Here is a 25124-nt window from a genome sequence, read left to right on the forward strand (position 1 = left end):
CGGGCGCCCGGCAAGGATGTCGGTGTTCGAAGATCACGAAAGGACACCGACCCATGACCGCCTCCCGCACCATGATCATCTCCCGCCGCGGCATGCTCGCCTCGGCCGCCGGGATCGCCGCGGCGGCCACCGCCGGGACCACCCTCGCCCGGGCCGACGAACGCACCGTCGAGCAGTGGATCGCCACGAAGTCCGACGCCCTGAAGACCGTACGACCGACCGCGCCGCTGGACGACCTGCGGGTGCTGCAGCGATCCCTGGCCGGCGCGACCCTGGTCGGGCTCGGCGAGCCGGGCCACAACCTCGCCGAGGTCACCACCCTCAAGCACCGGGTGCTGCGCCTGCTGGTCGAGCGGCTCGGCTTCCGCACCCTGATCTGGGAGGAGGACTGGTCGATCGGCCTGCTGGTCGACGAGTACGTCCGGACCGGCGTCGGTGATCTTGCCGCGCTGATCGCCGAGTTCAGCCCGGCCTGGCGCAACCAGGAGGTGATCGACACGATCACCTGGGTCCGCCACTACAACGCCCGGCACCGCCATGATCAGGTGCACTTCGTCGGCGCCGAACACTACGCCACCCGCGCCTTCGTCTACGAGCGGCTGTCGCGTTACGTCGCCGAGGTCGCCCCCGACCAGCACCCCGAGGTCGAGACCTTGATCACCGCCCTGCTGCCGAATCCGACCATGACCATCGGTGACTACGCCAAGTGGTATTTCCGTCCGGAGACCAACAAGGAGCCGTACCTCCGGAACTCCGCGCGGCTGCGCGCGATCGTCGACGGGATCCGCCGCCCGCCTGGTGATCGTCGGCATTCCGTCGCCCGGCAGATGGCCCGGCAGATCGAGGCGTTCTACCTCCACTACAGCAAGCCGTGGCCGGAGATCCCCTCCTATCGCGACCTCGGCTCGGCCCGCACGATCCGGTGGTGGCAGGAACACTCCCGGTCGCGGTCGGTCTACTGGGCGGCCACGGCGCACACCTCTCGGGCCGCCGAAGTCCGCTACTCCGCCCCGGAGGGCCCGATGGCCTTCACGCCGGCCGGCTCGCACCTGGCCGAATGGTTCGGCGACCGCTACCGCGTGGTCGCCCTCGCCTTCGACCACGGCACCTACCGGACCGAGCAGGGAGCGCTGATCGAGCTGCCCAGGCCGTTGCCGCAGTGGTACGAATCCACGTTCGCCGGTCTTGATCATGACCAATCGGCACTCGATCTCCGGCAGCGCGCGCCGGGCGCGGTCCGGGACTGGCTCGCTGCCCCGTTCCAGGCCCGCGGCTTCCCGGACCTGGGCGCAGATTCGACCGCCACCGGCGGCACCCTGGCCGACTGGTTCGACGTAATCATCCGTCGCCGCGAGGTGACGCCGGCCGATCCCTATCCGTGACGCAGTTGATCACCGCGGCCCGGGGTTGAGGCCCCGGGCCGGTTGGCAGTGCGGGCAGCGGAAGGAGGAGCGGTTCATGAACGGCTCGCGGCGGATCGGCCGGCCGCAGCGCAGGCAGGGCAGGCCTTCCCGGCCGTAGACGGCGAGGGCACGCTCGAAGTAGCCGCTGCTGCCGTTCACGTTGACGTACAGGGAATCGAAGGAGGTGCCGCCCTCCCCCAGCGCCGCCTGCATCACCGCGGTCGCCTCGGTGATCAATCCGGCGGCGGCCTTGCGGGTCAGCCGATCGGACGGCTTGGCGTAGTGCAGCTTGGCCCGCCAGAGCGCCTCGTCGGCGTAGATGTTTCCGATGCCGGAGATCAGTTGTTGATCAAGGAGCGCACGCTTGACCCCGGTCCGTTTCCGCCGCAGCCGGGCCACGGTCTGATCATGATCGAATTCGGGATCGAACGGATCCCGGGCGATGTGGGCGATCTCGGCAGGCAGTTCGGCGCCGCCGGGTGACAGGCTGAGGCCGCCGAACATCCGCTGGTCGACGAACCGCAACTCCGGTTCGCCGTCGGTGAAGACGAACCGGATCCGCGTGTTCGGCGGATCGACCAGAGTGCTCTCGTCAGAGCGGAACTGTCCGCTCATCCCGAGGTGGGCGAGCAGGGCGTCGCCGTCGTCGAACGGCAGCCACAGGTACTTGCCGCGACGCCGCGGCTCGATGAAGGTCCGCCCGGTCAGCTGGGCGGCGAAGTCGGCCGGGCCGGGGAGGTGCCGGCGCACCGGGCGATCATGCAGCACCTCGACCCGGGCGATGGTTCGGCCGGCGACCGCACCGGTCAGGCCACGGCGGACGACCTCGACCTCGGGGAGTTCGGGCATGCAAGGGGTTTCAGGTCAGTCGGCGGCGACGACTTCGTCGGCATCCACGCCGGCCGCCGGCGCCGTCGCGGTGGTGCCGTTCTCCGGCGGATCGACAGTGCCCGCCTGGGTCAGCTTCAGCCGCGCGGTGACCGCCTCGAAGGCGATGGAGGCCGCGTTCTGCTCGGCCTCCTTCTTGTTGCGACCGGCGCCCGGGCCGAACCGCTCCTCGCCCAGCACCACCCGAGCCTCGAACGACTTGGCATGGTCGGGCCCGGATTCGGTGATCTCGTAGCCGGGAACGCCGAGGCTGGACAGCGACGCGATCTCCTGCAGGCTGGTCTTCCAGTCCAGGCCGGCCCCGCGGGTCGCCGCCTCGGCCATCAGGTCGTCGAAGAGATGGTGCACGAAAACCCGCGCGGCCTCGACGCCGTGCGCCAGATAGACCGCGCCGATCACGGCCTCCATCGTGTCGGCCAGGATGGAGGACTTGTCCCGCCCGCCGGTCGACTCCTCGCCGCGGCCGAGATAGACGACCGCCCCGAGATCGAGCTCCCGGGCGACCTCGGCCAGCGTGGTCGCGCGGACGACCGCTGACCGCAGCTTGGCCAACTGCCCCTCGGACAGGTCGGGATGGGTCAGATAGAGGTGCTCGGTGACCACCAGGCTGAGCACGGAGTCGCCGAGGAACTCCATCCGCTCGTTCGTCGGCAACCCACCCTTCTCGTACGCATACGAGCGGTGGGTCAGGGCAAGATCCAGCAGCTCGGGAGGCACAGGCATCTCGAGCTGCTCAAGGATCTCCCGAACTGGGCGTTGGTCGGGAGCCACGTCCGACACGATCAGGACGCGAGCACCTGACGGCGGGCGGCGCGCGGACCGTACTGCCCACAGGACGGGCAGGCCACGTGCGGCAGGTGCTTCTCGCGGCAGGCCGGGTTCGCGCAGGTCACCAGGGTCGGCAGCTTGGCCTTCCACTGGGACCGGCGGTGCCGGGTGTTGCTGCGTGACATTCTCCGCTTGGGAACGGCCACGAATCTTCTCCTCGCGTCTCGGCCCGGATCGAGATCCTCGACCAGGGTCAGCTGTCGGTACTACGGTCCTGCTGGTCCCCGTCGCCGGCGAGATCTGCGAGGGCCGCCCACCGCGGGTCCACCGGCGCGTCGTGCCCGTGGTCCGGGTTGTCGTTCAGGTTCGCGCCACAGGTGGCGCACAACCCCTCACAGTCGTCTCGGCACAGCGGCCGGAACGGCAGGTCCAGCACCACCTGATCCCGAAGGATCGGCTCCAGATCGACCAGGTCGTTCTGCAACCGGCTGGCCTCGTCCTCTTCCGCCTCACTGCCCGGATAGACGTACAGTTCCTGCAGGTCGACGGTCAGTTCACGACTGACGTCACCGAGGCACAGCACACATTCTCCGCGCAGCTGGACGACCGCGGTTCCGGTGACCAGCACCCCTTCGACGACCGATTCCAGACGTACGTCCAGCTCGATCTCGGATTCGGGTGGCACTCCGATCACATCCAGGCCAAGACCCGTCGGAGCGGAGGCGGTGGTCTGCACGTGCCGACTGATTCCCGGCCGGCGCCCCAACTCGTGGGTGTCCAGCACAAGATCGGAACGCGGATCCAGCCCGTGATGCGCCGAACCCATGCAGCTCTTCCTTCCAACTCAGACGGCCCCAGGCGGAGCTGTGACCGACGAGCCACCTTACCTGCTCGGCCCGCGAATCGGGTAATCAACCAGAGTCGTGAATAGACGTAACAATGAACTATGCTCACTACATGGTGTCCGATTCCCCGACCGAGCTGCTCAACCGGCTGCTGGCCCTGTCCATGATGCTGTCGAAAGACATGGCGGTCCAACTCGGCCAGGCCGGGTTGACGCCGGCCCGCACCCACCTGTTGATGGAGTTGCACCAGCGCGGCCCGGTGACCCAGCAGACGCTGGCCGCCGCGCTGCAGGTCAGTCCGCGCAACGTCACGTCGCTGGTCGACGGGCTGGTGGAGAGCGGTCACGCCACCCGGGAGCGCCATCCGGACGACCGCCGGGCCTTCCTGGTCACCCTCACCGAACTCGGCGCCACCGCGGCGGCGGCCATGGACCGCGACCACGCCCAGCTGGCCCGCGACCTGTTCGGCTCGCTGCCGGCCGACGATCGCGCCGCGGCCGCCCGCACCCTGGCCCACGCCGAGGAGCGGCTGAACGAACTGTTCCAAGCCCACTACGGAAAGAGAGAACCGTCATGACCACGACGACCGACCACCCCGTCACCCTGCTGCGCGAATCCTTCGCCGACCTGAACGCGCGCAACATCGACCGGCTGCTGTCCAAGATGGCCGACGACTTCGTGATCAATCTCGCCGGGGCGCCCGGCCCGCGCTACGGCAAGGAAGCGTGGCGGGAGAACATCGACATCGTGTTCGGCGCCTTTCCTGATCTCCGCGCCGAGATCATGGACTGCTTCGGTGACGGCGACCGGGTCGCCGTCCGGTTGATCTTCCACGGCACCCACACCGGCGAGTTCCTCGGCATCCCGGCCACCGGCCGTACGGTCAGCTACGACAGCACCGAGCTGTATCGGGTCGTCGACGGCGTGATCATGGAGGAATGGATCTGCACCGACCTCGCCGGCCTGATGCGTCAGCTCACGTCGGAGTGACGGGCCGGGGCTCGCTCTGGCCGGTCGCCAACAGCTCGATCTGTCCGCGTTCGTACGTCACCGGGATGGCGAAATCCTTCCCCGGTGGTGAGACCTCCGCCGGCCGGCCGGCCAGGCTCCACACGTAGCCGACCGTCACGGCGATCACATCGCCTCGACTGCTGGTGACCTGAACGCCGTCCTGGGTGCGGAAGATCTCATCGGCTGCGGCGAACAGGTCGTCGCGGGAGAAGCGGCGCGGGATGATCTTGATCTCAATGCCCGTCTCCGCGGTGATCGCGGCGAACGCCGCCTCGGTGCCCGGATCGAGAACGCCGCCGACCCAGGCGACCTCGACGACCATCTCGATGACGTCGATCGCGATCTCCACCAGCCGGGCTTTCGCGTGCTCGCTGGACTCGACGTAGGCGTCGATCGCGTCAGCGGTCGGATGGAGAAGCAGCTGGGCAGCCTCATGCTGGCTCAGGTGACTGCCCGGCTCAGTCATCCCGTCAGGGAAGTCAGCCCGCGGACTGGATCCGCGGCATCTGGGTGGTGGCCTGGTGCTGCTCGGCATCCAGGTCACTGCGCTCGGCCAGCCGCAGGCGCGCGGTCTTCACCTGGCTGGTGGTCTTGTGCAGGACGGACTCGAAGGTGGCCATCCGGGAATCGATGAACTGGTCGGTCTCCCGGCGCAGCGCGTCGGCCTCGTTCTCGGCATCGGACCGGATCCGGTCGGCGGTCTCTTCGGCGACCCGCACGATCTCGCTGTGCTGAGCCAGCTCGAGCGCCTTCTCCCGTGCCTCGCGGATCATCCGGGCGGCTTCGGCCTCGCCCTGGGCGACCTTCGCGTTGGAGGCGTCGATGACGTGCTGGGCCTCTTCGATCTCGTCCGGCAGGTGGTCGATCACGTCGTCGATGGCGCCGAGCACCTCGCCCCGGTTGATCACGCAGGAAGCCGACATCGGCATCGCGCGCGCCTGCGCGACCATCTCCCGGAGGAGTGTGAGTTTCTCCTCCACCGTCTCGCGGTCCGCCATGATCCCCCTTGCTCGATCCCGATAAATGCTGCTCAGACGTGCAACGGGCTCAAGTCCCCCGACTCGCGCCCACAGTGATGGTACGCCGGAATCGGCCCGGTTGTGATATCAGGCCAAGCGCTCGGCCACCGGCTGAGGCACGAACGGGGTGACGTCACCGCCGTGCCCGGCGATCTCCCGGACCAGGCTGGAGGAGACGAAGGACCACTCCGGAGCCGACGGCACCAGGATCGTGTCGATGCCCTTCAGCCGCCGGTTCATCTGGGCCATCGGGAACTCGTAGGTGGAGTCGGCGGCGGTCCGGACCCCCTTGACGATCGTCCCGATCTCCCTGTCCACACACAGATCCACCAGCAGACCGGTGAACTCGATCGCCGCGACGTTGGGCAGTTCGCGACAGGATTCGGTGATCAACTGCACCCGCTCGGCGCCGGTGAACCGGCCCCGCTTGTCCGGGTTGATGCCGACCGCGACCAGCACCTCGTCGAACAGCCCGGCGGCCCGGGTGATCACGTCCAGATGGCCGAGCGTGATCGGATCGTAGGAACCCGGGCAGACCGCGCGCCGGACGGCTGGCTTCTGGACTTGATCCACGGGCTCACGCTACCGGCCGGCGCAGGTAGGCCAGCACCGTCTCCCCGTAGCGGCGCACGTCCACCTCGGTGAACGGCTCGGCACCGGCCGGGTCGGCCGACCGGCGAGACCGCTCGAGCACGATCAGCCCGTCGGCGGCGACCCAGCCGTGCCGGACCAGGTCGGCGACGACGGCGTCGAGGGCGGCCCCGTCGAGGTCGTACGGCGGGTCGGCGAAGACGAGGTCGTACGGCTGCGGGGCCGGCTGCCGTACCAACTGCTCGACCTTGGCTGCGCGGATGGTCGCGGTCGCACCGAGGGTGTCGATGTTGGCCCGGACGACCGTGCGCGCGGTCCGCTGGTCGGCCTCGACCAGCAGCACCGGCTCGGCCCCGCGGGACGCCGCCTCGAGGCCGACGGCGCCGGAGCCGGCGTAGAGATCGAGGAAGCTCAGCCCGGCCAGCGATACGTCGGCGCTGCCGCTGCCCCCGGCCCACGAGGCGAGAGACGCGAACAGGGCCTCCCGGACCCGGTCCGTGGTCGGCCGGGTCTGGTCGCCCGCCGGCAGCTTGAGCCTCCGGCCGCCGTACCGCCCCGCGACGATCCGGCTCACGTGCGCTCCAGCCAGTCGCCGGCGGCCCGGTGCTCGACCTGGGCGACGATGTCGGACAGGCCGGGGTTCGTCAGCTCGGGATCCTTGGCCAGCTCGCGTTCGGCCAGCTGCCGCGCCCGCTCGATCAGGCTCCCGTCGTCCAGCACCCGGAGCAGCCGCAGGCTCGACTTGGACCCGGACTGACTGGCGCCGAGCACGTCTCCCTCGCGGCGCTGCTCGAGGTCGGCCTGGGCCAGCTCGAAACCGTCCCGGGTCTCCGACACCACCTCCAGCCGGTCCCGGGCCAGCGAGTCCTCCGGAGTACGGGTCAGCAGCAGGCACACCCCGGGGTGTTCGCCCCGGCCGATCCGGCCGCGCAGCTGGTGCAGTTGGGAGATGCCGAACCGGTCGGCGTCGCAGATCACCATGACCGAGGCGTTCGGCACGTCCACGCCGACCTCGATCACCGTGGTCGACACCAGCACATCCAGATCACCGGCCGCGAAGTCGCGCATCGTGCCGTCCTTGACGTCGGCCGGCTGCTGGCCGTGCAGCAGCCCGACCCGCAGGTCGCGCAATGGGCCGGCGGTCAGCTCGGCGTACAGGTCCTCGGCGGCGATCGCCGGTTCGGCGTCCTCCGGGGTCGGCAGGTCCTCACCGGAGCGGACCGCGTCCTTCTTGGCCTTGCCCGAGCCGGGGGTCTCACCGTAGATCCGGGCGCAGACGATGAAGGCCTGCCGACCGACCTTGGCCTCCTCGACCACCCGTTGCCAGGCCCGGTCGACCCAGGCCGGGCGGGCCCGGGCGTCGACGACCACGGTGGATACGTCGGCCCGGCCGGCCGGCACCTCGGTCAGGGTGGAGACCTCGAGATCGCCGAAGACGGTCATCGCCACCGTGCGCGGGATCGGGGTGGCGGTGAGCACCAGGACGTGCGGTCGCAGCTCGGCCTTGGCGGTCAGCGCCGCCCGCTGCTCGACGCCGAACCGGTGCTGCTCGTCGATCACCACCAGCCCGAGGTCGGCGAACTGGATCCGTTCGCCGAGCAGGGCATGGGTGCCGATCACGATGCCGGCCTCCCCCGAGGCGGCGCGCAGCATCGCGTCCCGCTTCTGGGCCGCGGTCATCGAGCCGGTGATCAACGCGACGTCGGTGCCGCCGGACGCGCCGGCCAGCAGGCCGCCGCCGTGACCGAGGTCGCCGAGCAGCTTGGTGATCGTCTGATAGTGCTGCCCCGCCAGCACCTCGGTCGGAGCCAGCAGTGCCGCCTGGCCGCCGGCGTCGATCACCGCCAGCATCGCCCGCAGCGCGACCACCGTCTTGCCCGAGCCGACCTCGCCCTGCAGCAGCCGCTGCATCGGGTACGGCTGCGCCAGTTCGCCCATGATCACGTCCGAGACGTCGGTCTGGCCATGCGTCAGCTGGTACGGCAGCCGCTCGTCGAACGCGTCCAGGATGCCGCCGTCACGCCGCGGCCGTGGCGTGGCGCCGTGCGACCGGGCGTCGGCCCGCCGCCGGGCCATGGTCAGTTGCAGCGAGAACGCCTCGTCGAACCGGAGCCGGCGGAAGCCGATCGCGGCGTCGGCCTTGGTCTCCGGTCGGTGCACCGCGTGGAACGCCTCCAACAGGCCGATCACTCCGGCCTCCAGCCGCAGCTTCTTCGGCAGCGGATCCTCCAGGCCGGCGAGGAAGTCGAGCACGGTGCCGATCGTCGCGGCGATGGTCCAGGTGCGTAGCTTGCCGGCCTGCGGATAGAGGCCGACCAGCCGGGTCCCGGTCACCTTGGCCAGGTCCTCGTTGCGCCGGGCGCCGGCGATCACGGCGCCGGACTCGTCGATGATCACGAAGTCGGGATGGGCCAGCTGCAGCGACCGGTTGAATTCGCGCACCTTGCCGGCGAAGATCCCCCGCGCCCCCGGCTGCAGCACCTGCTGCCAGTGTTTGATCAAGTGCGGCTTGCCGAAGAAGGCGAGCTTGAGCCGGCCCTTGCGATCGGTGATCGTCGCCTCCAGCCGCGGCTTGCGCGCCGATCCGTAGCCGCCGCCGTCGTCGAGGTTGTACGCCTTGGTATCCAGGACCTCGGCGACCACCGCCACCTCCTCGCCCTCGGTCAGGGCACCGAGATCGCTCAGCTCGGTCCCGTCCATGTAGCGGCGCGGCAGGTGCATCATCAGATCGCCGACGGTGCTGATCTTGAGCGGCTCGAACGGCGTCGTCTTGCCGATCACCGTGGACAGTTTGGTTTCCAGCTGGGCGAAGGTCGTGGTCCGCCATTCAGTGATCATGATTCGACCCCGATCAGGAGAGTGCTTCCGGCGGCGCCGGAGGAGAGCAGTTCGAGCTCGGCCCGGGGGTGCGCGGCGGCGACCCGGCGACCGAGCTCGGCGGCGTCGTCGACGGCCGCCGGGCCGGTGATGATGGTGATCAACTCCGGCTCGGCACCGGCCAGCCGGTCGACCAGCCGCCACCCGTCGTCGACTCCTGCGGCGACCCCGGTCCGGACCCGGCCGGCGGCGGCCCGCATCGCGGTCGCCGCGACCGCGAGCTCGGCGGTCGGCTCGTGGACGGCGAGCGCGCACAGGGCCTGCACCGGGTCGTCGGCCGGCACCGGCTCCACCCGGCGGCCCGAGCCGGCGCAGGCCGCCGTCGCCGTCTCGGCGGCCGCCGCGGCCGAGGGCGGCAGGACCATGATCACGTCCGGACCGGACCGGGCCAGGGCGACCGCCAGCCGGGTCGTCAAGGAGCTGTCATCCGGGGGCGGCAGCGGCCGGCCGCCGTGGCCGCGGACCAGCTCCTCGTACCCGGGGTCGTCGATGATCACCAGCGGTTGCCGGGCGCCGGGGTCGGGTCCGGGGTCCGCGCCGAGCGGGGTGACCCGGAGCCCGCTCACCGTGCCGACGGCCAGCCCGGGGGCGAGCGCCAGCGTCGGCCGGGACAGGTGCGCATGAACCTGTGCCGTCGCCGTGCTGCTCGGCGTCCGGGCGGTCACCACGACAACGCTATCGGCCACGGCGGACAGTCGCTCCCGGAGCCGGTCCAGCGTGGTCAGGTCCGCGCCCTCGAGCAGGTACATCACCTCGTACTGAGGCTCCCCCGCCGGTTCCGGGGCGGCCGACGGAGTCGCCGGGCCGGTCACCCGGGAGGCCTGCACGGGCCGCGCCGAGGCGCCGCCGAGCACCTGGACCAGGGCCCGGAGCAGCAGCAGGTAGGCCAGGCCGCCCGCGTCGACCACCCCGGCGTCGCGCAACGGCCGCAGCTGTTCGGTGGTCCGTTCGAGGGCCTCGGCGGCGGCTCGCTCGGCCGCCACGGCGACCGCCAGCCCGTCGTCCGGGGTCAGCTCGGCGGCCGGGCCGGCGGCCTCGGCGGCCGCGTCGGCGACGGACAGCACCGTGCCCCGGACCGGATCGGCGACGGCCGCCGTGGCCGCCGCCGCCGCGGCCCGCAAGGTCGCGGCGAGCCAAGTGCCGCACGATTCGGTCGCGGTGACCGGCAGCCGGTCGATCGCGATCGCCACCATCTGGCCGATCACGGCACCGGAGTTTCCGTGCGCCGAGACCACCGCCGCCCGGCTCAGCCCGGGCCGGCCGCCGGCCGCGGCGTCGACGATCCCGGTCAGCGTCTGGGTGACGTTGGTGCCCGTATCGGCGTCCGGTGCCGGGAACACGTTGATCGCGTCGATGGCCGCCGCGGAGGCGGCCACCACGTCCCGGGCGCAGCGGAGCCAGCCGGTCAGCGCGGTGAGCGCCGGGTCCGGCAGACTGGGCCGCGACGGAAGGGACACGGCCAACACTGTATTGAGCCGATGCCCGCCGGACCGTGCCTCCACGCAGGCAGTTGGCCGATTCGCCCTCCCGCGAAGCCATCGGGTACGATTCACCGGTTGCCCCGAGCGGGCGCACCGTGACTTGTAACCCGTAAACCGTGTGTGGGAGAACTCCAGTGGCTGCCGTATGTGACATCTGCGCCAAGCGCCCCGGCTTCGGTAACAACGTGCCCTGGTCGAAGAAGAAGACCAAGCGGCGTTGGAACCCGAACATCCAGCGCGTGCGGGCGACCGGCCCCAGCGGCCCCAAGCGCGTCAACGTCTGCACCTCCTGCCTCAAGGCGGGCAAGGTCGGCCGCTGACGCCGTCGCTTCAGCGCACCAGCTCGAGGCCCGTCCCTCCGGACGGGCCTTTTGCATGCCCCGGCCCCCTGGGTCACAGCCGGAGCAGCAGCCAGCCGGCGGTGATCATCGCGGCGATCGCGATCACCGGGATCAGCCGGCCGGGCGGCAGCCGGTCCTGCCAGCGCGCGCCCAGCGGGACGCCGATCAGCTGAGCACCGGTGATCACGATCAGCACCACCGGGTCGAGCCGGACCGATCCCACCAGGGCCAGGGCGCCCAGGGCGACGCCGAAGACCGAGTTCAGCAGCGCAGCGCCGACCACCGGAGTCACCTCCAGCCCGATCGCGATCAGCGCCGGCACCGTGATCAGCGGCCCACCCACCCCGGCCAGCACGGTCGCCAGTCCGCCGAACAGGCCGGCCGAGGCGGCCGTCGGAATGATCACCGCGGGCCGGATCACCGGAGCCTGACCGGTCGGCCGTGGATCGGGCGGCCGGTGCCGGGTCCGCCACTGCTGGGCCAGCAGCGCGATCCCGGACCCCAGCACGAGCAATGCCAGGATCGCCTGCAGCACCGTCGGTGAGGCGGTCCGGCTGATCAGCCGGCCCAGCAACAGCCCGGGCACCGTGCCCAGACACAGCAGCCCGGCCACCTGCCAGGACGGCCGATCGTCCTTGCGCCAATACAGCCAGGTGCCGATCACGCCCGGGACCACGAAGCTGATCAAGCCGTGCGCGACGGCCGTGGTCGAATCCATTCCGAGCACCGCGACCAACAGCGCCGGCACCAGGAAGCCGCCGAGCCCGCTGATCCCGAGGCTGATCCCGATGCCGAGCACCAACACGGCGACCAAGATCAGCGGTGCGATCTCGGCCATCCGGTCGTTGTCGATCAAGCCGGAATGATCACCGGGACGATCATCGGCCGGCGGCGGTGGGTGTCGCTGACCCACTTGCCCATCTGCCGCCGCATCACCTGCTGCAACCGGTGCACGTCGTCGACGCCGTCCCGCAGGGCGTCCTCCAGCGAGTTCACGATCAGCGGCTTGACCTCCTCGAAGACGCTGTCGTCCTCGACGAATCCACGGGCATGGATGTCGGGGCCGGAGACGATCTTCTGGGCGTGCACGTTGACCACGGCGATCACCGAGATGAAGCCTTCCTCGCCGAGGATCCGCCGGTCGGTCAGCGCGTCCTCGCTGATGTCACCGACGGTCGAGCCGTCGACGAAGATGTAGCCCGCGTCGACCTTGCCGACCACCCGTGCGACGCCGCTCCGAAGATCGATCACCGCGCCGTCCTCGGCGATGATCGTCCGCTCGGCCGGCACGCCGGTCGCGATGGCCAGGTCGCTGTTGGCGATCAGGTGCCGGATCTCGCCGTGCACCGGCATCACGTTCTTGGGCGTGAGGATGTTGTAGCAGTAGAGCAGCTCGCCGGCCGAGGCGTGACCGGACACGTGCACCATCGCGTTGCCGCGGTGCACCACCTGGGCACCGAGCCGGCTGAGCCCGTTGATCACCCGATAGACCGCGTTCTCGTTGCCCGGCACCACCGAGCTGGCCAGCACCACCGTGTCGCCGGCCTTCAGGCTGATCACCGGATGCTCCTTGTTGGCAATCCGGGCCAGCGCGGACAGCGGCTCGCCCTGCGAGCCGGTGGAGATCATCACCACCTGGTCCGGCTGGTAGTTGTCGATGTCACGCAGCTCGATCAGGGTGTTGTCGGGCACCTTGAGATAGCCGAGGTCGCGGGCGACGCCCATGTTGCGCAGCATCGACCGGCCGACGTAGACGACCTTGCGGCCGTGCAGCACGGCCGCGTCCATCACCTGCTGCACCCGGTGCACGTGCGAGGCGAAGCAGGCGACGATGATCCGCTGCCGGCTGGTGCTGAACACCCGCTGCAGGGCGGGATTGATGTCCTTCTCCGGCGTGGTGAAGCCGGGCACCTCGGCGTTGGTGGAGTCGATCATGAGGAGGTCGACCCCCTCCTCACCGAGCCGGGCGAACGCCCGCAGGTCGGTCAGCCGGTTGTCCAGCGGCAACTGGTCCATCTTGAAGTCACCGGTGTGCAGCACCAGCCCGGCCGGAGTCCGTACGGCGACCGCGAGCGCGTCCGGGATGGAGTGGTTGACCGCGATGAACTCGAGCTCGAACGAGCCGAACTGCACCCGGTTGTGCTCGCTCACCTCGCGCGGCTGAGCGCCGCGGATCCGGTGCTCCCTGATCTTCTCCTGGACCAGCGCCAGGGTCAGCTTGGAACCGATCAACGGGATGTCGGCGCGCTGCTTCAGCAGGTACGGCACCGCGCCGATGTGATCTTCGTGGCCGTGGGTGAGCACCAGACCGACGATGTCGTCCAACCGGTTGGCGATCGCGTCCAGGCCGGGCAAGATCAGATCGACGCCGGGATGATCGTCTTCGGGGAACAGGACGCCGCAGTCGATCAGTAACAGCTCGCCCTGATATTCGAGCACGGCCATGTTTCGGCCGACGTCGCCCAGCCCGCCGAGCGGGACCACCCGCAACGTCCCGGGCTTCAGCTTGGGCGGTGTTTGCAAACTTGAGGCTGCCACAAGGACGAACGTTACAAGAGCTTGCTTTCCATTGCTCGTTGGGTCTCCGGCCCTAGCTCCGCAACCCGAGCCGCCTCGACCCCCGCAACCCACCCGCCATCCGCAACCACCAATCGCGGGGCCTGCGGGGCCTCGGGCCCCGCAACAGATACACGAGTCCCCGGGAAGCCGCGAAGCGGCGAACAGGGGGGATGAACGAGTCCGCGGTTACCTGCTCGGGGGTTCAGGTAACCGCGGACTCGAGAAGGATCCTGCCAGGTTTGATCACAGCGCGTCAAGTGGCGGATCCGGGCAATTCTCAGGTGCCGATCATCAGACTTTTCCGGTGCCCGATCGGGGTCATTCCGGGCCGATCTCGGTGTGCAACCGCACCTGCTTGATCCGGATCGAATCGTCCTCGGTGCCGATCTCCCGGTGTCCGCCGTCGGGCGCCCACCCAGCCTCGGTGAGGAACCGGCGGAAGTCGTCCTGGGTGGACATGATCCACAGCGTGGCCCGGGCGAAGCCGTCGGCTCGCAGGGTGTCGACGCAGGCGTTGAGCATCCGGGACCCGTGGCCCCGGCTGCGGCCGGCGGGGTCGATGCCGAACTCGTCGATCATGCCGTCGCGGGCCTCGTCGGCGTCGGGGTCGTCGCTCGGCCGGGTGGCGGCGAAGCCGGTCAGCCGATCCGACTCGACCGCGACCAGGACCCGGAAGCGAGCCTGCGGCGGTCGGATGATCGCCGTTTGCCAGGCCTCGGTGGCCTGGTCCTGAGTGATCGAACCCAGCATCGCCTCGGCCTGCTCGGGCCCGAGTTGATCAAGCCAGATCCGGCGCTGGATCTCGGCGATGGCCGGGGCTTCACCGGGCAGCGCCAGCCGTACCGAATCGGCGATCGGCTGGGTCGCGCCCGCCTCAGAATCGTTGCTCACGGAGGCCGATGCTACCCACGCCGGTGCGCCGCTACAGTGACGCGGTGACCGGAACCGCCGCGGACGAACTCGGCCGGAGCCCCTGGGAGATCCCGCTCGCCTACCAGGAGGCCGCGGCCGACGAGCCCGGCTCCGATCGGTGGCTGCCCGAGCTCCGACGGACCGCGGCGTGGTGCGCCGAACGCTGGGGGGTGGTGCCGGACGGGCCGGCCCGGCACGGCTGGACCTCGATGGCCTGGCCGGTGATCGACCGGGGCGGCGCACGGTTCGTGCTCAAGGTCTCCCCGCCGGTCCGCTATCTCGATGCCGAGGCGGCGGCGCTGCAGGCCTGGTCCGGCGACCGGCAGCCGGGCTCGAGCCGGCCGACCATGATCATCCCGGCCGCGGCCGAGCCGGAACGGCAGGCCATCCTGCTCCCCCGGCTCGATCCGGAACGATCACTGGAGGACCATCCCGACGCCGAGGAGGCGGTCGGGATCATCGCCGAGATCCTGGCGGCGATCACCCGGACGCCGCCGCTGCCCGGGGCGGTCACCCTGCTCGACGAGCTGGACCAGATCGAGACCCGGATCTCCGCCGACGGGCCGGTGCCGGCCGACCAGCTGGACCGCGCCCGGTCGCGGCTGACCGAGTTGCGCGCCCATCTCACCGACGCGGACCAGGGCCTGCTGCACAATGATCTTCACTTCTCCAACGTGCTGCACGCCCGGCCGGACGCCGATCCGGCCTGGTTCGGCATCGACCCGTTGCCGATCACCGGCATCGGCGAGTGGGAGCCGATCCCACTACTGCGGAACCGCTGGGCCGACGCCGCCGCGACCGGTGACCCGGACCGGGCGCTGCGCCGCCGGGTGGACCAGGTCTGCGCGGTGACCGGCTACGACCCGGAGCTGGTCCGAAGCTGTGCCCAGCTGGTCGCCGTGTTCAACCTGTACGGGCTGCTGCCACACCGCCGTGATCATCTGCACGCGCCGCCTTATCTGATGATCGCCGACTGGTGATCATCGGCTGGTGATCATCGGCTGGGCTCGGCGGTGAGCCGCGGCAGCAGGGCCAGGGCGTTGGTCCGCAGCAGGGCGGTGCGCAGGGCCGGATCGAGCTCGGTGCGGGCGAACTCGCCGTGCATCAGCGTCACCGCGGCCGGCGGCGCGAACGGGTAGTCGCTGCCGTAAACGATCTTGTCCGGATCGGCGACCTGGAGCAGGGCGGCCAGGGCCAGCACGAAGCGGATCCCGTCGCACTGCTTGAGCGTGCCACTGAGGATGAGGCTGAGCACGGTCCGGGTGGTGTCGAGCAGGAAGTCGGCGGCGAAGGTCGGGATGCCGGGCACCGGGTCGGCCGGCAGTTCGCCGGGGTGGACGAAGACCGTGGTCCGGCGGTCGTGCAACCAGCGCAGCAGCGGCCGGAACTCGGGATCGCCGAGGTAGCGGCCGTCGTGGTTGGCCAGCAGCACGACGCCGTCGGCGCCGAGCACGTCCAGCGCGTACGCCGCCTCCTCGATCGCTCCGGCCAGGTCGGGCAGGGTCAGCGTGGCGAAGAAGCCGAACCGCGCCGGCCGGTCGCGGACCACGTCGGCGGCGTACTCGTTGATCTCCCGGGCCCAGCGTCGGGCTTCGCCGGCGTCCCCGGCGTACACGCCGGGTGCCGACAGGGACAGGATGCCGGTCTCGATGTCGTGCCGGTCCATGAACCGGATCGCCCGGTCGGCCGACCACGAGGGCAGGTCGATGCCGCCCGGCCGGACGCCGCGACCTCGCAGCCAGCCGGCATAGCGGGGCGGGATCAGATGCTGGTGCAGATCGATGCGGCCGGTCACCGGTCGGCGCCCGCTTCGGCCCAGGACACGCCGCCGGGACCCCCAGCCGGATCGGGGCAATACCGCGGTTGATCAGGCCCGCTGAGCCGGCCGCGCTGATCGAACAGCGCGTCGGCCCGGCGCCGGACGGCGTGGGCGTCGCCGGGATCGACCGGGCCGGCGAGCAGTTGCTCCAGCGCCCGGCCGTAGTCGGTGTGATCATGACCCGGAGCGATGATCAACTCCGGCAGCGCCCGGAGCAGCGCGCGGATCCGAGCGATCGCGTCGAGCTGACGGTCCCGGCCGCGCCGGCCGAGCATGATCGGCCGGATCTGATCACTGGCCAGGTGCCGGACCGTGTAGAGGGTGTCGCCGGCACAGAGCAGCTGCCAGCCGGTGCCGCCGTCGACGAACACGCTGGTGTGGCCGACGGAGTGGCCCGGGGTGGGCAGCAGGACCACGCTGCCGTCGCCGAAGACGTCGCGGCTGGCGGCGAAGGAATGGAACGGGCCGGAGTCGAAGTCGATCAGCTCCGGGTCGGTCAGCACGTTCTTCAGCGACGGCGTGCGGCGGAACGGGAAGAGGCCGAGGTTCTTCGACGTCCAGTCGGCCCGGGAGACCAGGAACCGGGCGCCGAGCAGGTCCCGAACCCCACCGAGATGATCTTCGTGCAGATGGGTCAGGATCACCGTGCCGATGTCCCGCGGCCGCACCCCGATCCGCTCCAGTTGGGCGTCGAGCCGCTGCTCCGGCCGCAACAGGTATTCGCCCTCCTCGAAGGCGGCGCGCAGCAGCGGGCCCGAGTAGTAGTCACGGTGGGCGTGGGCCTGCTGCCAGTTCAGGCCGGTGTCGATCATGATCGGGCCGTGCCGGGGATGGTCGACCAGGAACGCGTAGACCGGGACCAGAATCGGGTGGCTGCGATCCCGCAGCACCTTGATCATGTCCCGGGCCGAATCACCGCCGCCGTAGAACTGACCGAACGGCACCCGGGTGTCACCCAGGTGCAGCGCGTACGCCTTCACCGGGCACTCCCGGTCTCGGTCGCACCGGCAACCCTGGCCGCGCGCGTCCAGCGGCGCAGGTCGGCCGTGGCGACGAACGCCAGCGTCCCCGGAGCCGCGCCGAGGGTCCGGTGCAGCGAGTCGACGTAGGCGGCGGTCTGGGCCTCGACCTGGCGGGCCGTGCCGCGACCGTCGGCAATGTCGATCAACATCCGCCCGATCCGGTCCGTGCACTCCTGCAGCAGTGACAACACCACCCGAGCGCTCGCCGCCGGGTCGGTCACGGTGAACGTCCCGTCGGCCCGGCCGGCGTCGATGATCATGATCAATCGGGGCAGCAGCCGGTCGGCCATCCCCTGGCGAGCGGCGGCGTAGACGATGGCGTTCTCCTCGGCGTAGACGCTGCGCAGCACCTCGATCAGGAACCCCCGATCGTCGGCCTTGGCCCCGGCCAGGGTGCGCAGGAAGTCACGCAGCCGTCGGTCGGCCGGACCTGTCGCCTCGGCGATCGGAGCGAGCCGGGCCTCCCAGCGGTCCAGCCGCCGGTCGAGCAGCGCGGCCAGAACGGCGCGCTTGGCCGAGAAGTAGTGATACAGCGCACCCTTGGAGATCCCCGCCTCCGCCATCAGGTCAGTGATCGCCAGACTCTCGTACCCCTTGGTCTGGACGAGCCGCTCGGCGATGTCGAGGATCGCGTCCCGCTTCCGCGCGTACGCCTCGTCGTTCCTGGTCCGTGGCATCTGGCCTCCATTAATAAACCGACCGTCGGTGTATTAATAGCAGAACGAGAGGCCCGGGGCAACCAGCATGATCACCCGCGAGACTCGCGCTGACGCAAGTCGCGCTCACCCTCGGCCAGCAGCACATTGCCGCGCGTCAGGAAGTCATGAATCGTCCGTAGCTCGCGAGCGCTATAGCTCGCCAGCTGAGCCCGCCCGGCCTCGGCGACGGAGGTGTAGACCCGAATGATCAACTCCTCCGCGCGCGGTGTCAGGGTGACCACGGTCTGCCGGCGATCCTCAGCACCCTGCTCCCGGCGGGCGTGGCCGGCGCGGACGATTCGCTCGATCGCGGTCGTGGTCGCGGCCGGGCTCAGCGACGAACCGGCGGCCAGCGCGCCGGCGGTCAGCGGGCCGCGCAGCGACAGCAGCCCGATCAGCCGCAGGTCGGTGCGATTGACGCCGAACAACTGCGCCGCCGCATCGTCGTAGGTGTCGCTCAGGTGCTGGAACTCGGCGACGGCGTACTGGATGGCCTCGATCAGCTCGGCCGTTGACCCGGTTTGTTTCGACACTCGAACTATCCTACGCTGGACAGATGCTTCGATCGTCGAAATAAATTGGAGTGATCATGACGTCGTCGAGTTATCAGGTGCCGCGCTACGTTCGCTGGGCCAATCCGTTGATCAAGGTGCTGAACCGACTGGGCCTGACGATCGGCACGATGCGGGTGATCGCCGTGCCCGGCCGCAAGTCCGGCCGACTGCGCTCCACCCCGGTCTCACCGGTGACCGTGCAGGGCCGGCGGTACGCGATCGCCGGGATCAGCGGCAGCGACTGGGCCAAGAACGCCCGGGCCGCGGGTTGGGGCACCCTGTCGACCGGTCGGCGCACCGAGCAGATTGCCCTGACCGAGGTGATCGACCCCGACGAGCAGCGGGCCGTGCTCCGCACCTTTCCCGTTCAGGTGCCGCACGGCGTGGACTTCTTCATCCAGGCCGGGGTCGTGACCGGACCGACGCCGGAGGAGTTCGAGCGCGGCGTGGGACGGTGTGTGATCTTCCGGATCACACCCCGCTCGGCGCCTCGAGCCCGGCCGGGAGATGGTGCTCACGCATCGTGAAGGCCTGCGGAGTAGGGCCGTTCTCGCGCAACAACCGCAACCGAGCCAGGGCCTCGTCGAGACTCGGCCGGTGGCCGGCCGGGATCCACCACATCACCATCATCGGGTCGCGCGGACGCTCGAACCAGTCGGTGCGCCGGCGCAGGAATTCCAGGTGGCCACTGCGATAGACGTAGTCGCGCAACGCCTCCCGATCGGCCCAGACCGACAGATTGATGATCACGTTGTCACCGAAGGGGCGCAGCGACGTGGCATCCAGACCGACCTCGTCGACCAGGCGCCAGACGTAGCCGGCCGAGCGCTCGGCGAGGGCGTTGATCGGCTTCAGGTTGTCCGTGAAGTCGATCATGCGCGGATCGTCGAGCGGGAATTTCAGGGTCGCCACGTTCAGCTCGGCGAGGTGATGACCGGTCATGACCTCACCCCACCACGCCGCATCCTTCTATGTCAATGATCATTATTTTTAGAGATGGCCACGCAACACAGCCCGGGCCGTGCGTCCATCCGCGCGGTGAGGCCGGAGTCGCCGAGCAGGCCCTCGACCAGGGCCAGGTTCATGCCACAGACCAACGGCGGAAAGGCCTCGGCCAGCGCGTGGAAGGGACAGTTCCGCAGCCGGAGCACGCCCTCGTCCTCGAACGGCTCGTACCCCCGGGTCGCCAGCAACTCGGCCGCGCCGACCGGATCACCCTTCCCGCGCAGCGCCTCGCCCCGCCGCCGGGCGGCCGCCTGCAGGTCGGCATCGAGCCGCGCCTCCTCGGCCACCTCGGCCAGCAGATCGGCGGCCGTCCGGTAGTCGCGCGACGGCAGCGAGACCTGATGCTCGGCGGACGCGCGGCGATAAAGCTTGGCCGGCCGACCGGCGCCCGGCCCGGACCGCCCGGTCAACCGCCGGCTCTCGGTGATCAACAGCCCGGCGTCGACCAGCTTGTCCAGATGATGCGCGGCCAGCGTCCGCTGGATGCCGACCGCTTCGGCCGCCGCGTTGCGACTCGCCGGCTCGCCCTGACCGGCGACGAATTCGTACAGCCGGCGCCGGACCGGGTCCTGCAGCACGCCGATGGCGTCGATGTCCTCCACCCGGCCAGTCTAAGAACAACCGCCGTCGACGATAGAAGTCAGCCGAACTCCGGTTCGTCGGCGACGAACTCACCGGTCTGGGCGAAGTGGTCGAGGCGCCCGGCGGGCTCGGTCAGGTCGAGACCCTGCGCCGCGACCCAACCGTCGTCGTAGTAGGTGCCCACGTACCGCTCGCCGCCGTCGCAGAGCAGGCTGACCACGCTCCCCGACCGGCCCTGCGCGCGCATCCGAGCGATCACGCCCAACGCGGCCCAGACGTTGGTGCCGGTTGAGCCGCCGACCTTGCGGCCCAGTTGATCAGAGGTCCAGCGCATGGCCGCGACCGACGCTGCGTCGGGCACCCGCACCATGGCGTCGATCACGCCGCCGACGAACGACGGCTCGACCCGCGGCCGGCCGATCCCTTCGATCCGGGACGGCATCCCGGTGGTGTAGTCGGAGGTGTCCAGCCGCCAGCCCTCGAAGAAGGCCGAGTTCTCCGGATCGGCGACCATGATCATCGTCGGGTGCCGGCGATAGCGTACGTACCGGCCGATGGTGGCCGACGTGCCGCCGGTGCCGGCACTGACCACCACCCAGGCCGGGATCGGATGCGGCTCCGCGGCGAGCTGGTCGAAGATCGACTCGGCGATGTTGTTGTTGCCGCGCCAGTCGGTCGCCCGTTCGGCGAACGTGAATTGATCAAGGTAGTGACCGCCGCATTCGGCGGCCAGCCGCGCGGCCTCGGCGTACATGTCGGGGGCACGGTCGACGAAGTGGCAGCGGCCGCCGTACCACTCGATCAGGGCGATCTTCTCCGCGCTGGTCCGGCGCGGCATCACCGCGACGAACGGCAGCCCGAGCAGCCGGGCGAAGTAGGCCTCGCTGACCGCGGTCGAACCGCTGGAGGCCTCGATCACCGTCGTGTCGCGGCCGATCCAGCCGTTGCAGAGCGCGTACAGGAAGAGGGAGCGGGCCAGTCGGTGCTTCAGGCTGCCGGTCGGATGGACCGATTCGTCCTTCAGGTAGAGCTGGATGTCGCCGACCTGCTCCGGCAGCGGAAACACGTGCAGATGGGTGTCGGCACTGCGATTCGCGTCCGCCTCGACCCGGCGCACGGCCTCGTCGATCCAGGCCCGATCGGTTCGGTCACAGCTCGCCACGGGCTCAGCGTATGCGCTATCGTCGTCGACGTGAGTCGTCGTTGGCAGGCGTATTTTGGGTTGGCTCTGGAGGAGCCCGCCGCTTAGTACGCACGCCGCGCAACCTCCGGAGCCAACAAGGCAGAGACATTCCGTCTCTGCCTTTCGTCATTCCTCGACGGGTTGGCAGCGGAGACTCACCGGCCCGTCGGAAACGAAGGGACTGTCATGATCAAGACCCACGATCTGCGGATCCGTGGATTCGAACCCCTCCCCACCCCGGCCGAGTTGCGCGGCCGGCTGCCGCTCGGCACCGAGGTCGAAGGACTGGTGACGACCAGTCGGCGCGAGGTCGAGGCCGTGCTGCGCGGGGACGACGATCGGCTGCTGGTCGTCGTCGGGCCGTGCTCGGTGCACGATCCGGAAGCCGCGCTGGAGTACGCCCGCCGGCTGGTCATCGAGGCCGAACGGCACGCCGACCGGCTGTTGATCGTGATGCGGGTCTACTTCGAGAAGCCGCGTACGGTCGCCGGCTGGAAGGGCTTGATCAACGACCCGCAGCTGGACGGCACCCATCGGGTCGCCGAAGGGTTGGAACTGGCTCGCGGGGTGTTGCGCGACATCACCACCCTCGGCCTCCCGGTCGGTTGCGAGTTCCTCGAGCCGATCAGCCCGCATTACATCGCCGACGCGATCAGCTGGGGCGCGATCGGCGCCCGGACCACGGAGAGCCAGGTGCACCGGCAGCTCGCCTCGGGGCTGTCGATGCCGATCGGGTTCAAGAACGGCACCGACGGCGAGGTGAGCGTGGCGGTCGACGGGGTCCGGTCCGCGGCGCAGCACCAGACCTTCTTCGGCATCGACGACGCCGGCCAGACCTGTGTCGTGTCCACCACCGGCAACGAGTACGGGCACGTGATCCTGCGCGGCGGCCGGTCCGGACCGAACTACGACTCCGCCTCGCTGGCCGCCGCCGCGGCCCGGCTGGCCGACGCCGGATTGCCGGCCCGGGTCGTCGTCGACGCGAGCCACGCCAACAGCGGCAAGGACCACGTCCGACAGGCCGAGGTGATCACCGAACTGGCCGGGCAGATCGCCGCCGGTGATCCGATCTCCGGGGTCATGATCGAGAGCTTCCTGGAGCCGGGCCGGCAGACCCTGACCGACGCCGGCCGGGCCGGCCTGGTCTTCGGCCAGAGCATCACCGACGCCTGCCTGGGCTGGGAGCAGACCGAGACGGCCCTCGACCTGCTCGCCTTCGCCTCCGCCCGGCGGAGCGCGCCCGCGACGGGAGCTGCGGTGGCGACCTGAGCGGGAACGCCCGCTCGGCTCAGACCCCTTCCGTTTCTTGCCGAGCCGTCACTTGTGCACCGACACGCCGCGAAAACCGGTGCACTAGTGACGGGTCGGCGGGGTTTTTAGGGCGGTGAGGGTGAAAGCTGCGGCGGCGGCTAGGAGGGTTAGTCGGGTGGTGGGGACGAAGGCGGGGGTGGTGGCGGGGCCGGCCAGGGTGCCGAAGCCGGCAACGCCGAGGGCGCCGCCGAGTTGGCGGGCGGTGTTGGACAGGCCGGCGGCGGTTCCGGGGCGGTCGGGCAGGGCGGCGACCGTGGCGGCGACGACGGCCGGGGTGAGCAGGCCGAGGCCGACGCCCCAGAGGACGAGGCCGAGGACTCCGGTCGGCGTCGCGACGGACGGGCTGGCCGCAATCGTCCCGAAGCCCAGGGCGCCGAGGGCGAGGCCGGCGGTCGCGGGCCGCCCGGGCCCGTACCGCTGGGTCAACCGGCCGGCGAACCGGCCGAGCAGCGGCAGCGGCAGGAAGGCGGGCAACAGCCACAGGCCGGTTGCCCAGGGCGATCGGTGATCGACGGTCTGCAGCCACTGGGTCAGCAGGAACAGGGAGCCGAGGGAGCAGAGGTTCATCACGCCGGCGGTGATCAGCGAGCTCGCGACGCCCGGCCGGCGCAGCAGCGGCAGCGGCAACAGCGGCGGGTCGAAGGTCCGTTCCCGGCGAACGAAGATCAACGCCAACGGCACCGCGACCATGATCGCGATCAGGGACGCCAACGGCCGCTCCCGCAGCTCGATCACGGCGAACGTGATCATGGCCAGCATCGCCACCGCCAGCACGGCACCGGCCAGATCGAGCCGTCCGGTCGGGGCGGGCGGCCGCCGCCCGGCCGGACCGTACCGGGCGATGATGATCATCGCGACGGCACCGATCGGGAGGTTGATCAGGAAGATCAACGGCCAGCCGGCCAGACTCACCAGCACGCCGCCGATCAACGGGCCGGCGGGCAGCGCGATCGCTCCGACGGCGGCCCAGGTCCCGATCGCGCGAGCCCGGCCCGGCTCCGGAGCGGCGTCGGTGATCATGGCCAGGGTGCCGGGCAGGGCGAGCGCCGCGGCGGCCCCCTGCACCGCGCGGGCCAGGGACAACAGCGGCAGCGAGGGACACAGCGCGCAGGCGAGCGAGGCCAGCCCGAAGCCGGCCAGGCCGAGCAGGACCAGCCGGCGGTGGCCGATCCGGTCGCCGACCCCTCCGGCGACCAGCAACAGCGAGGCCAGCGGCAGGGCGTACGCATCGACGACCCAGGCCAGCCCCGACGCTCCCGGCGCCAGGGCCGTGCCGATCGACGGCAGCGCGACATTGACCGCGGTCACGTCGAGCAGGATCAGGAAGTAGCCGGCGCAAAGCGCCGCGGTCAGCAGCATCGCCTGGAATCGTCGCAGGGACATCGATCCAGCCTGTCCCCGGAACGCTTCGATCCCGGTCGAAACGATTCGGGCCTAGCCTGGGCCGCATGGCTACGGAAGAGCTCGGCGAGCCCGATCTGGCCGGGGTGGCGGCGGCACTCGGCGACCCGCGCCGGATCAAGATCCTGTACGCCCTCGCCGACGGCGCCGCGTTGCCGGCGAGCCGGCTGGCGACCGAGGCCGGTGTCTCCGCGTCCACCGTGAGCACCCACCTGGCCGGCCTGCTGGCCAACGGTCTGGTCCGGGTCGAGCCGCAGGGCCGGTTCCGGTTCTACCGGCTGGCCGGCGACGACGTGGAGGGGATCCTCGAGGCGCTGGCCCGGGTGGCGCCGCGGAAGCCGGTCACTTCGCTGCGAGAGCACACCCGCAGCGCCGCGCTGCGCACCGGCCGGACCTGCTATCGGCATCTGGCCGGCCGGCTCGGCGTCGACCTCTTCGCCGGCCTGCTGCGGCTCGGCTGGATCGGCGGCGGCGACGGCCGGCACGATCCCACGATCGCCGGCGACCGGCTGTCGGCGCCCGGCCACGGTGACCAGTATCGGCTGACCGTCACCGGCACCGCAGGCTTGGCCGAGCTCGGTGTGGATCCCGATCCGGTCACCGACGCGGCACCGCTGCGCTATTGCGTGGACTGGACCGAGCAACGCCACCATCTCGCCGGCAGGCTCGGCGCCGCGATCGCCGACCGATTGCTGGAGCGGGACTGGGTCCGGCGCGGCACGGTCCCGCGCAGTGTCCGGCTGACCCAGGCGGGCGAGACCGGGCTCGATCGGGTCGGTCTGGTGTCGTCCGGTCAGCTCGCCGGCCGGAGCTCGTGATCGAGCCGTCACATCCGCTGCGACACGCCGCCAGCG

At 70.5% G+C, this 25124-nt stretch carries 29 protein-coding genes; 8 read left to right on the plus strand and 21 right to left on the minus strand.

From position 1 onward, the window contains the following. The first annotated feature begins 53 nt into the window (after positions 1 to 53). Positions 54 to 1382 carry an erythromycin esterase family protein gene (locus FNH24_RS11895; protein ID WP_152362402.1) on the plus strand — a complete coding sequence of 443 codons (1329 nt, stop codon included), beginning with the start codon at positions 54 to 56 and terminating at the stop codon, positions 1380 to 1382. Between the two features lie 9 nt (positions 1383 to 1391). Here FNH24_RS11895 and mutM read toward each other — a convergent pair whose 3' ends face one another. Genes mutM through FNH24_RS11915 form a run of 4 tightly spaced genes read right to left on the minus strand, consistent with a single transcriptional unit; the run spans position 1392 to position 3885 of the window. Continuing rightward, positions 1392 to 2252: a bifunctional DNA-formamidopyrimidine glycosylase/DNA-(apurinic or apyrimidinic site) lyase gene (mutM, locus tag FNH24_RS11900; protein WP_152362403.1), complete on the minus strand. Its 861-nt coding sequence runs from the start codon at positions 2250 to 2252 to the stop codon at positions 1392 to 1394. 15 nt (positions 2253 to 2267) lie between these two features. Next, positions 2268 to 3014, minus strand: a complete 747-nt coding sequence (rnc, locus tag FNH24_RS11905; RefSeq protein WP_217428174.1) for a ribonuclease III — start codon at positions 3012 to 3014, stop codon at positions 2268 to 2270. Between the two features lie 59 nt (positions 3015 to 3073). After that, a complete protein-coding gene (gene rpmF, locus FNH24_RS11910; RefSeq protein ID WP_152362404.1) occupies positions 3074 to 3265 on the minus strand; it encodes a 50S ribosomal protein L32 in 192 nt (63 codons plus the stop codon). A 47-nt stretch (positions 3266 to 3312) separates the two neighbouring features. Then, positions 3313 to 3885 (minus strand): YceD family protein, encoded by a 573-nt coding sequence (locus tag FNH24_RS11915; protein WP_152362405.1) that lies wholly within the window; start codon positions 3883 to 3885, stop codon positions 3313 to 3315. Positions 3886 to 4016: 131 nt separating this feature from the next. Between FNH24_RS11915 and FNH24_RS11920 the strand changes: the two genes are divergently transcribed. Both FNH24_RS11920 and FNH24_RS11925 read left to right on the plus strand, forming a co-directional pair. Continuing rightward, the gene (locus FNH24_RS11920) at positions 4017 to 4481 is read left to right on the plus strand and encodes a MarR family winged helix-turn-helix transcriptional regulator (protein WP_161606102.1); all 465 of its coding nucleotides are present in this window, start codon (positions 4017 to 4019) and stop codon (positions 4479 to 4481) included. Beyond that, entirely contained in the window at positions 4478 to 4894 is a 417-nt protein-coding gene (locus tag FNH24_RS11925) for an ester cyclase (protein WP_152362407.1), read from the plus strand. Before FNH24_RS11920 ends, FNH24_RS11925 begins: the two co-directional genes overlap by 4 nt. On the opposite strand, the gene FNH24_RS11930 is transcribed toward FNH24_RS11925, so the two are convergent. From FNH24_RS11930 to FNH24_RS11955, 6 genes are all read right to left on the minus strand, one after another. Further along, a complete protein-coding gene (locus FNH24_RS11930; protein ID WP_152362408.1) occupies positions 4881 to 5381 on the minus strand; it encodes a hypothetical protein in 501 nt (166 codons plus the stop codon). The two genes, FNH24_RS11925 and FNH24_RS11930, sit on opposite strands and share 14 nt — an antisense overlap. Positions 5382 to 5394: 13 nt before the next feature. After that, positions 5395 to 5913, minus strand: coding sequence for a hypothetical protein (locus FNH24_RS11935; protein ID WP_152362409.1), 519 nt, complete (start codon positions 5911 to 5913; stop codon positions 5395 to 5397). Between the two features lie 108 nt (positions 5914 to 6021). After that, complete coding sequence (gene coaD / locus FNH24_RS11940) at positions 6022 to 6507, minus strand: pantetheine-phosphate adenylyltransferase (RefSeq protein WP_152362410.1); 486 nt, start codon at positions 6505 to 6507, stop codon at positions 6022 to 6024. Between the two features lie 4 nt (positions 6508 to 6511). Beyond that, positions 6512 to 7099: a 16S rRNA (guanine(966)-N(2))-methyltransferase RsmD gene (rsmD, locus tag FNH24_RS11945; RefSeq protein ID WP_152362411.1), complete on the minus strand. Its 588-nt coding sequence runs from the start codon at positions 7097 to 7099 to the stop codon at positions 6512 to 6514. Then, positions 7096 to 9363 carry an ATP-dependent DNA helicase RecG gene (locus FNH24_RS11950; protein WP_152362412.1) on the minus strand — a complete coding sequence of 756 codons (2268 nt, stop codon included), beginning with the start codon at positions 9361 to 9363 and terminating at the stop codon, positions 7096 to 7098. The genes rsmD and FNH24_RS11950 overlap by 4 nt, the downstream gene beginning before the upstream one ends. After that, entirely contained in the window at positions 9360 to 10859 is a 1500-nt protein-coding gene (locus tag FNH24_RS11955; RefSeq protein ID WP_152362413.1) for a DAK2 domain-containing protein, read from the minus strand. The genes FNH24_RS11950 and FNH24_RS11955 overlap by 4 nt, the downstream gene beginning before the upstream one ends. 158 nt (positions 10860 to 11017) lie before the next feature. Here FNH24_RS11955 and rpmB point away from each other — a divergent pair, with 158 nt between their 5' ends. Next, on the plus strand, positions 11018 to 11203 hold the full coding sequence (gene rpmB / locus FNH24_RS11960; protein WP_152362414.1) for a 50S ribosomal protein L28: 186 nt from the start codon (positions 11018 to 11020) through the stop codon (positions 11201 to 11203). Between the two features lie 73 nt (positions 11204 to 11276). Here rpmB and FNH24_RS11965 read toward each other — a convergent pair whose 3' ends face one another. The 3 genes from FNH24_RS11965 to FNH24_RS11975 all read right to left on the minus strand — a co-directional run bounded on the left by FNH24_RS11965 (position 11277) and on the right by FNH24_RS11975 (position 14674). Continuing rightward, the gene (locus FNH24_RS11965) at positions 11277 to 12080 is read right to left on the minus strand and encodes a sulfite exporter TauE/SafE family protein (RefSeq protein ID WP_161606103.1); all 804 of its coding nucleotides are present in this window, start codon (positions 12078 to 12080) and stop codon (positions 11277 to 11279) included. Continuing rightward, positions 12077 to 13762, minus strand: a complete 1686-nt coding sequence (locus FNH24_RS11970; protein WP_217428175.1) for a ribonuclease J — start codon at positions 13760 to 13762, stop codon at positions 12077 to 12079. Before FNH24_RS11970 ends, FNH24_RS11965 begins: the two co-directional genes overlap by 4 nt. Before the next feature lie 339 nt (positions 13763 to 14101). Then, positions 14102 to 14674, minus strand: a complete 573-nt coding sequence (locus FNH24_RS11975; RefSeq protein ID WP_152362416.1) for a GNAT family N-acetyltransferase — start codon at positions 14672 to 14674, stop codon at positions 14102 to 14104. 44 nt (positions 14675 to 14718) lie between these two features. Here FNH24_RS11975 and FNH24_RS11980 point away from each other — a divergent pair, with 44 nt between their 5' ends. Continuing rightward, on the plus strand, positions 14719 to 15675 hold the full coding sequence (locus FNH24_RS11980; RefSeq protein WP_161606104.1) for an aminoglycoside phosphotransferase family protein: 957 nt from the start codon (positions 14719 to 14721) through the stop codon (positions 15673 to 15675). A 14-nt stretch (positions 15676 to 15689) separates the two neighbouring features. Here the strand turns inward: FNH24_RS11980 and FNH24_RS11985 are convergent, their stop codons facing one another. From FNH24_RS11985 to FNH24_RS12000, 4 genes are all read right to left on the minus strand, one after another. Continuing rightward, positions 15690 to 16490, minus strand: coding sequence for an amidohydrolase family protein (locus FNH24_RS11985; RefSeq protein ID WP_152362418.1), 801 nt, complete (start codon positions 16488 to 16490; stop codon positions 15690 to 15692). Further along, positions 16487 to 17494 (minus strand): N-acyl homoserine lactonase family protein, encoded by a 1008-nt coding sequence (locus tag FNH24_RS11990; protein ID WP_152362419.1) that lies wholly within the window; start codon positions 17492 to 17494, stop codon positions 16487 to 16489. The genes FNH24_RS11985 and FNH24_RS11990 overlap by 4 nt, the downstream gene beginning before the upstream one ends. Then, the gene (locus FNH24_RS11995; protein WP_152362420.1) at positions 17491 to 18213 is read right to left on the minus strand and encodes a TetR/AcrR family transcriptional regulator; all 723 of its coding nucleotides are present in this window, start codon (positions 18211 to 18213) and stop codon (positions 17491 to 17493) included. The genes FNH24_RS11990 and FNH24_RS11995 overlap by 4 nt, the downstream gene beginning before the upstream one ends. Before the next feature lie 71 nt (positions 18214 to 18284). Further along, positions 18285 to 18767 carry a MarR family winged helix-turn-helix transcriptional regulator gene (locus FNH24_RS12000; protein ID WP_161606105.1) on the minus strand — a complete coding sequence of 161 codons (483 nt, stop codon included), beginning with the start codon at positions 18765 to 18767 and terminating at the stop codon, positions 18285 to 18287. A gap of 56 nt (positions 18768 to 18823) precedes the next feature. On the opposite strand from FNH24_RS12000, the gene FNH24_RS12005 reads away from it, so the two are divergent. Continuing rightward, positions 18824 to 19315, plus strand: a complete 492-nt coding sequence (locus FNH24_RS12005; RefSeq protein WP_152362422.1) for a deazaflavin-dependent nitroreductase — start codon at positions 18824 to 18826, stop codon at positions 19313 to 19315. Here FNH24_RS12005 and FNH24_RS12010 read toward each other — a convergent pair. The 3 genes from FNH24_RS12010 to cds1 are packed head-to-tail and all read right to left on the minus strand — an operon-like array spanning position 19260 to position 21537. Then, complete coding sequence (locus FNH24_RS12010; RefSeq protein WP_152362423.1) at positions 19260 to 19730, minus strand: DUF3291 domain-containing protein; 471 nt, start codon at positions 19728 to 19730, stop codon at positions 19260 to 19262. The two genes, FNH24_RS12005 and FNH24_RS12010, sit on opposite strands and share 56 nt — an antisense overlap. Before the next feature lie 32 nt (positions 19731 to 19762). Further along, a complete protein-coding gene (locus FNH24_RS12015) occupies positions 19763 to 20395 on the minus strand; it encodes a helix-turn-helix transcriptional regulator (RefSeq protein ID WP_152362424.1) in 633 nt (210 codons plus the stop codon). A gap of 38 nt (positions 20396 to 20433) precedes the next feature. Then, positions 20434 to 21537 (minus strand): L-cysteine desulfhydrase Cds1, encoded by a 1104-nt coding sequence (gene cds1, locus FNH24_RS12020; RefSeq protein ID WP_152362425.1) that lies wholly within the window; start codon positions 21535 to 21537, stop codon positions 20434 to 20436. A 207-nt stretch (positions 21538 to 21744) separates the two neighbouring features. On the opposite strand from cds1, the gene FNH24_RS12025 reads away from it, so the two are divergent. After that, complete coding sequence (locus FNH24_RS12025) at positions 21745 to 22827, plus strand: 3-deoxy-7-phosphoheptulonate synthase (protein ID WP_152362426.1); 1083 nt, start codon at positions 21745 to 21747, stop codon at positions 22825 to 22827. An 84-nt stretch (positions 22828 to 22911) separates the two neighbouring features. On the opposite strand, the gene FNH24_RS12030 is transcribed toward FNH24_RS12025, so the two are convergent. Beyond that, entirely contained in the window at positions 22912 to 24252 is a 1341-nt protein-coding gene (locus FNH24_RS12030; protein WP_152362427.1) for an MFS transporter, read from the minus strand. Between the two features lie 65 nt (positions 24253 to 24317). On the opposite strand from FNH24_RS12030, the gene FNH24_RS12035 reads away from it, so the two are divergent. Beyond that, the gene (locus FNH24_RS12035) at positions 24318 to 25088 is read left to right on the plus strand and encodes an ArsR/SmtB family transcription factor (RefSeq protein WP_152362428.1); all 771 of its coding nucleotides are present in this window, start codon (positions 24318 to 24320) and stop codon (positions 25086 to 25088) included. Positions 25089 to 25124: the final 36 nt, after the last annotated feature.

It is taken from the genome of Microlunatus speluncae (genome assembly GCF_009299835.1).
GTDB classification, from domain to species: Bacteria; Actinomycetota; Actinomycetes; order Propionibacteriales; family Propionibacteriaceae; genus Microlunatus; species Microlunatus speluncae.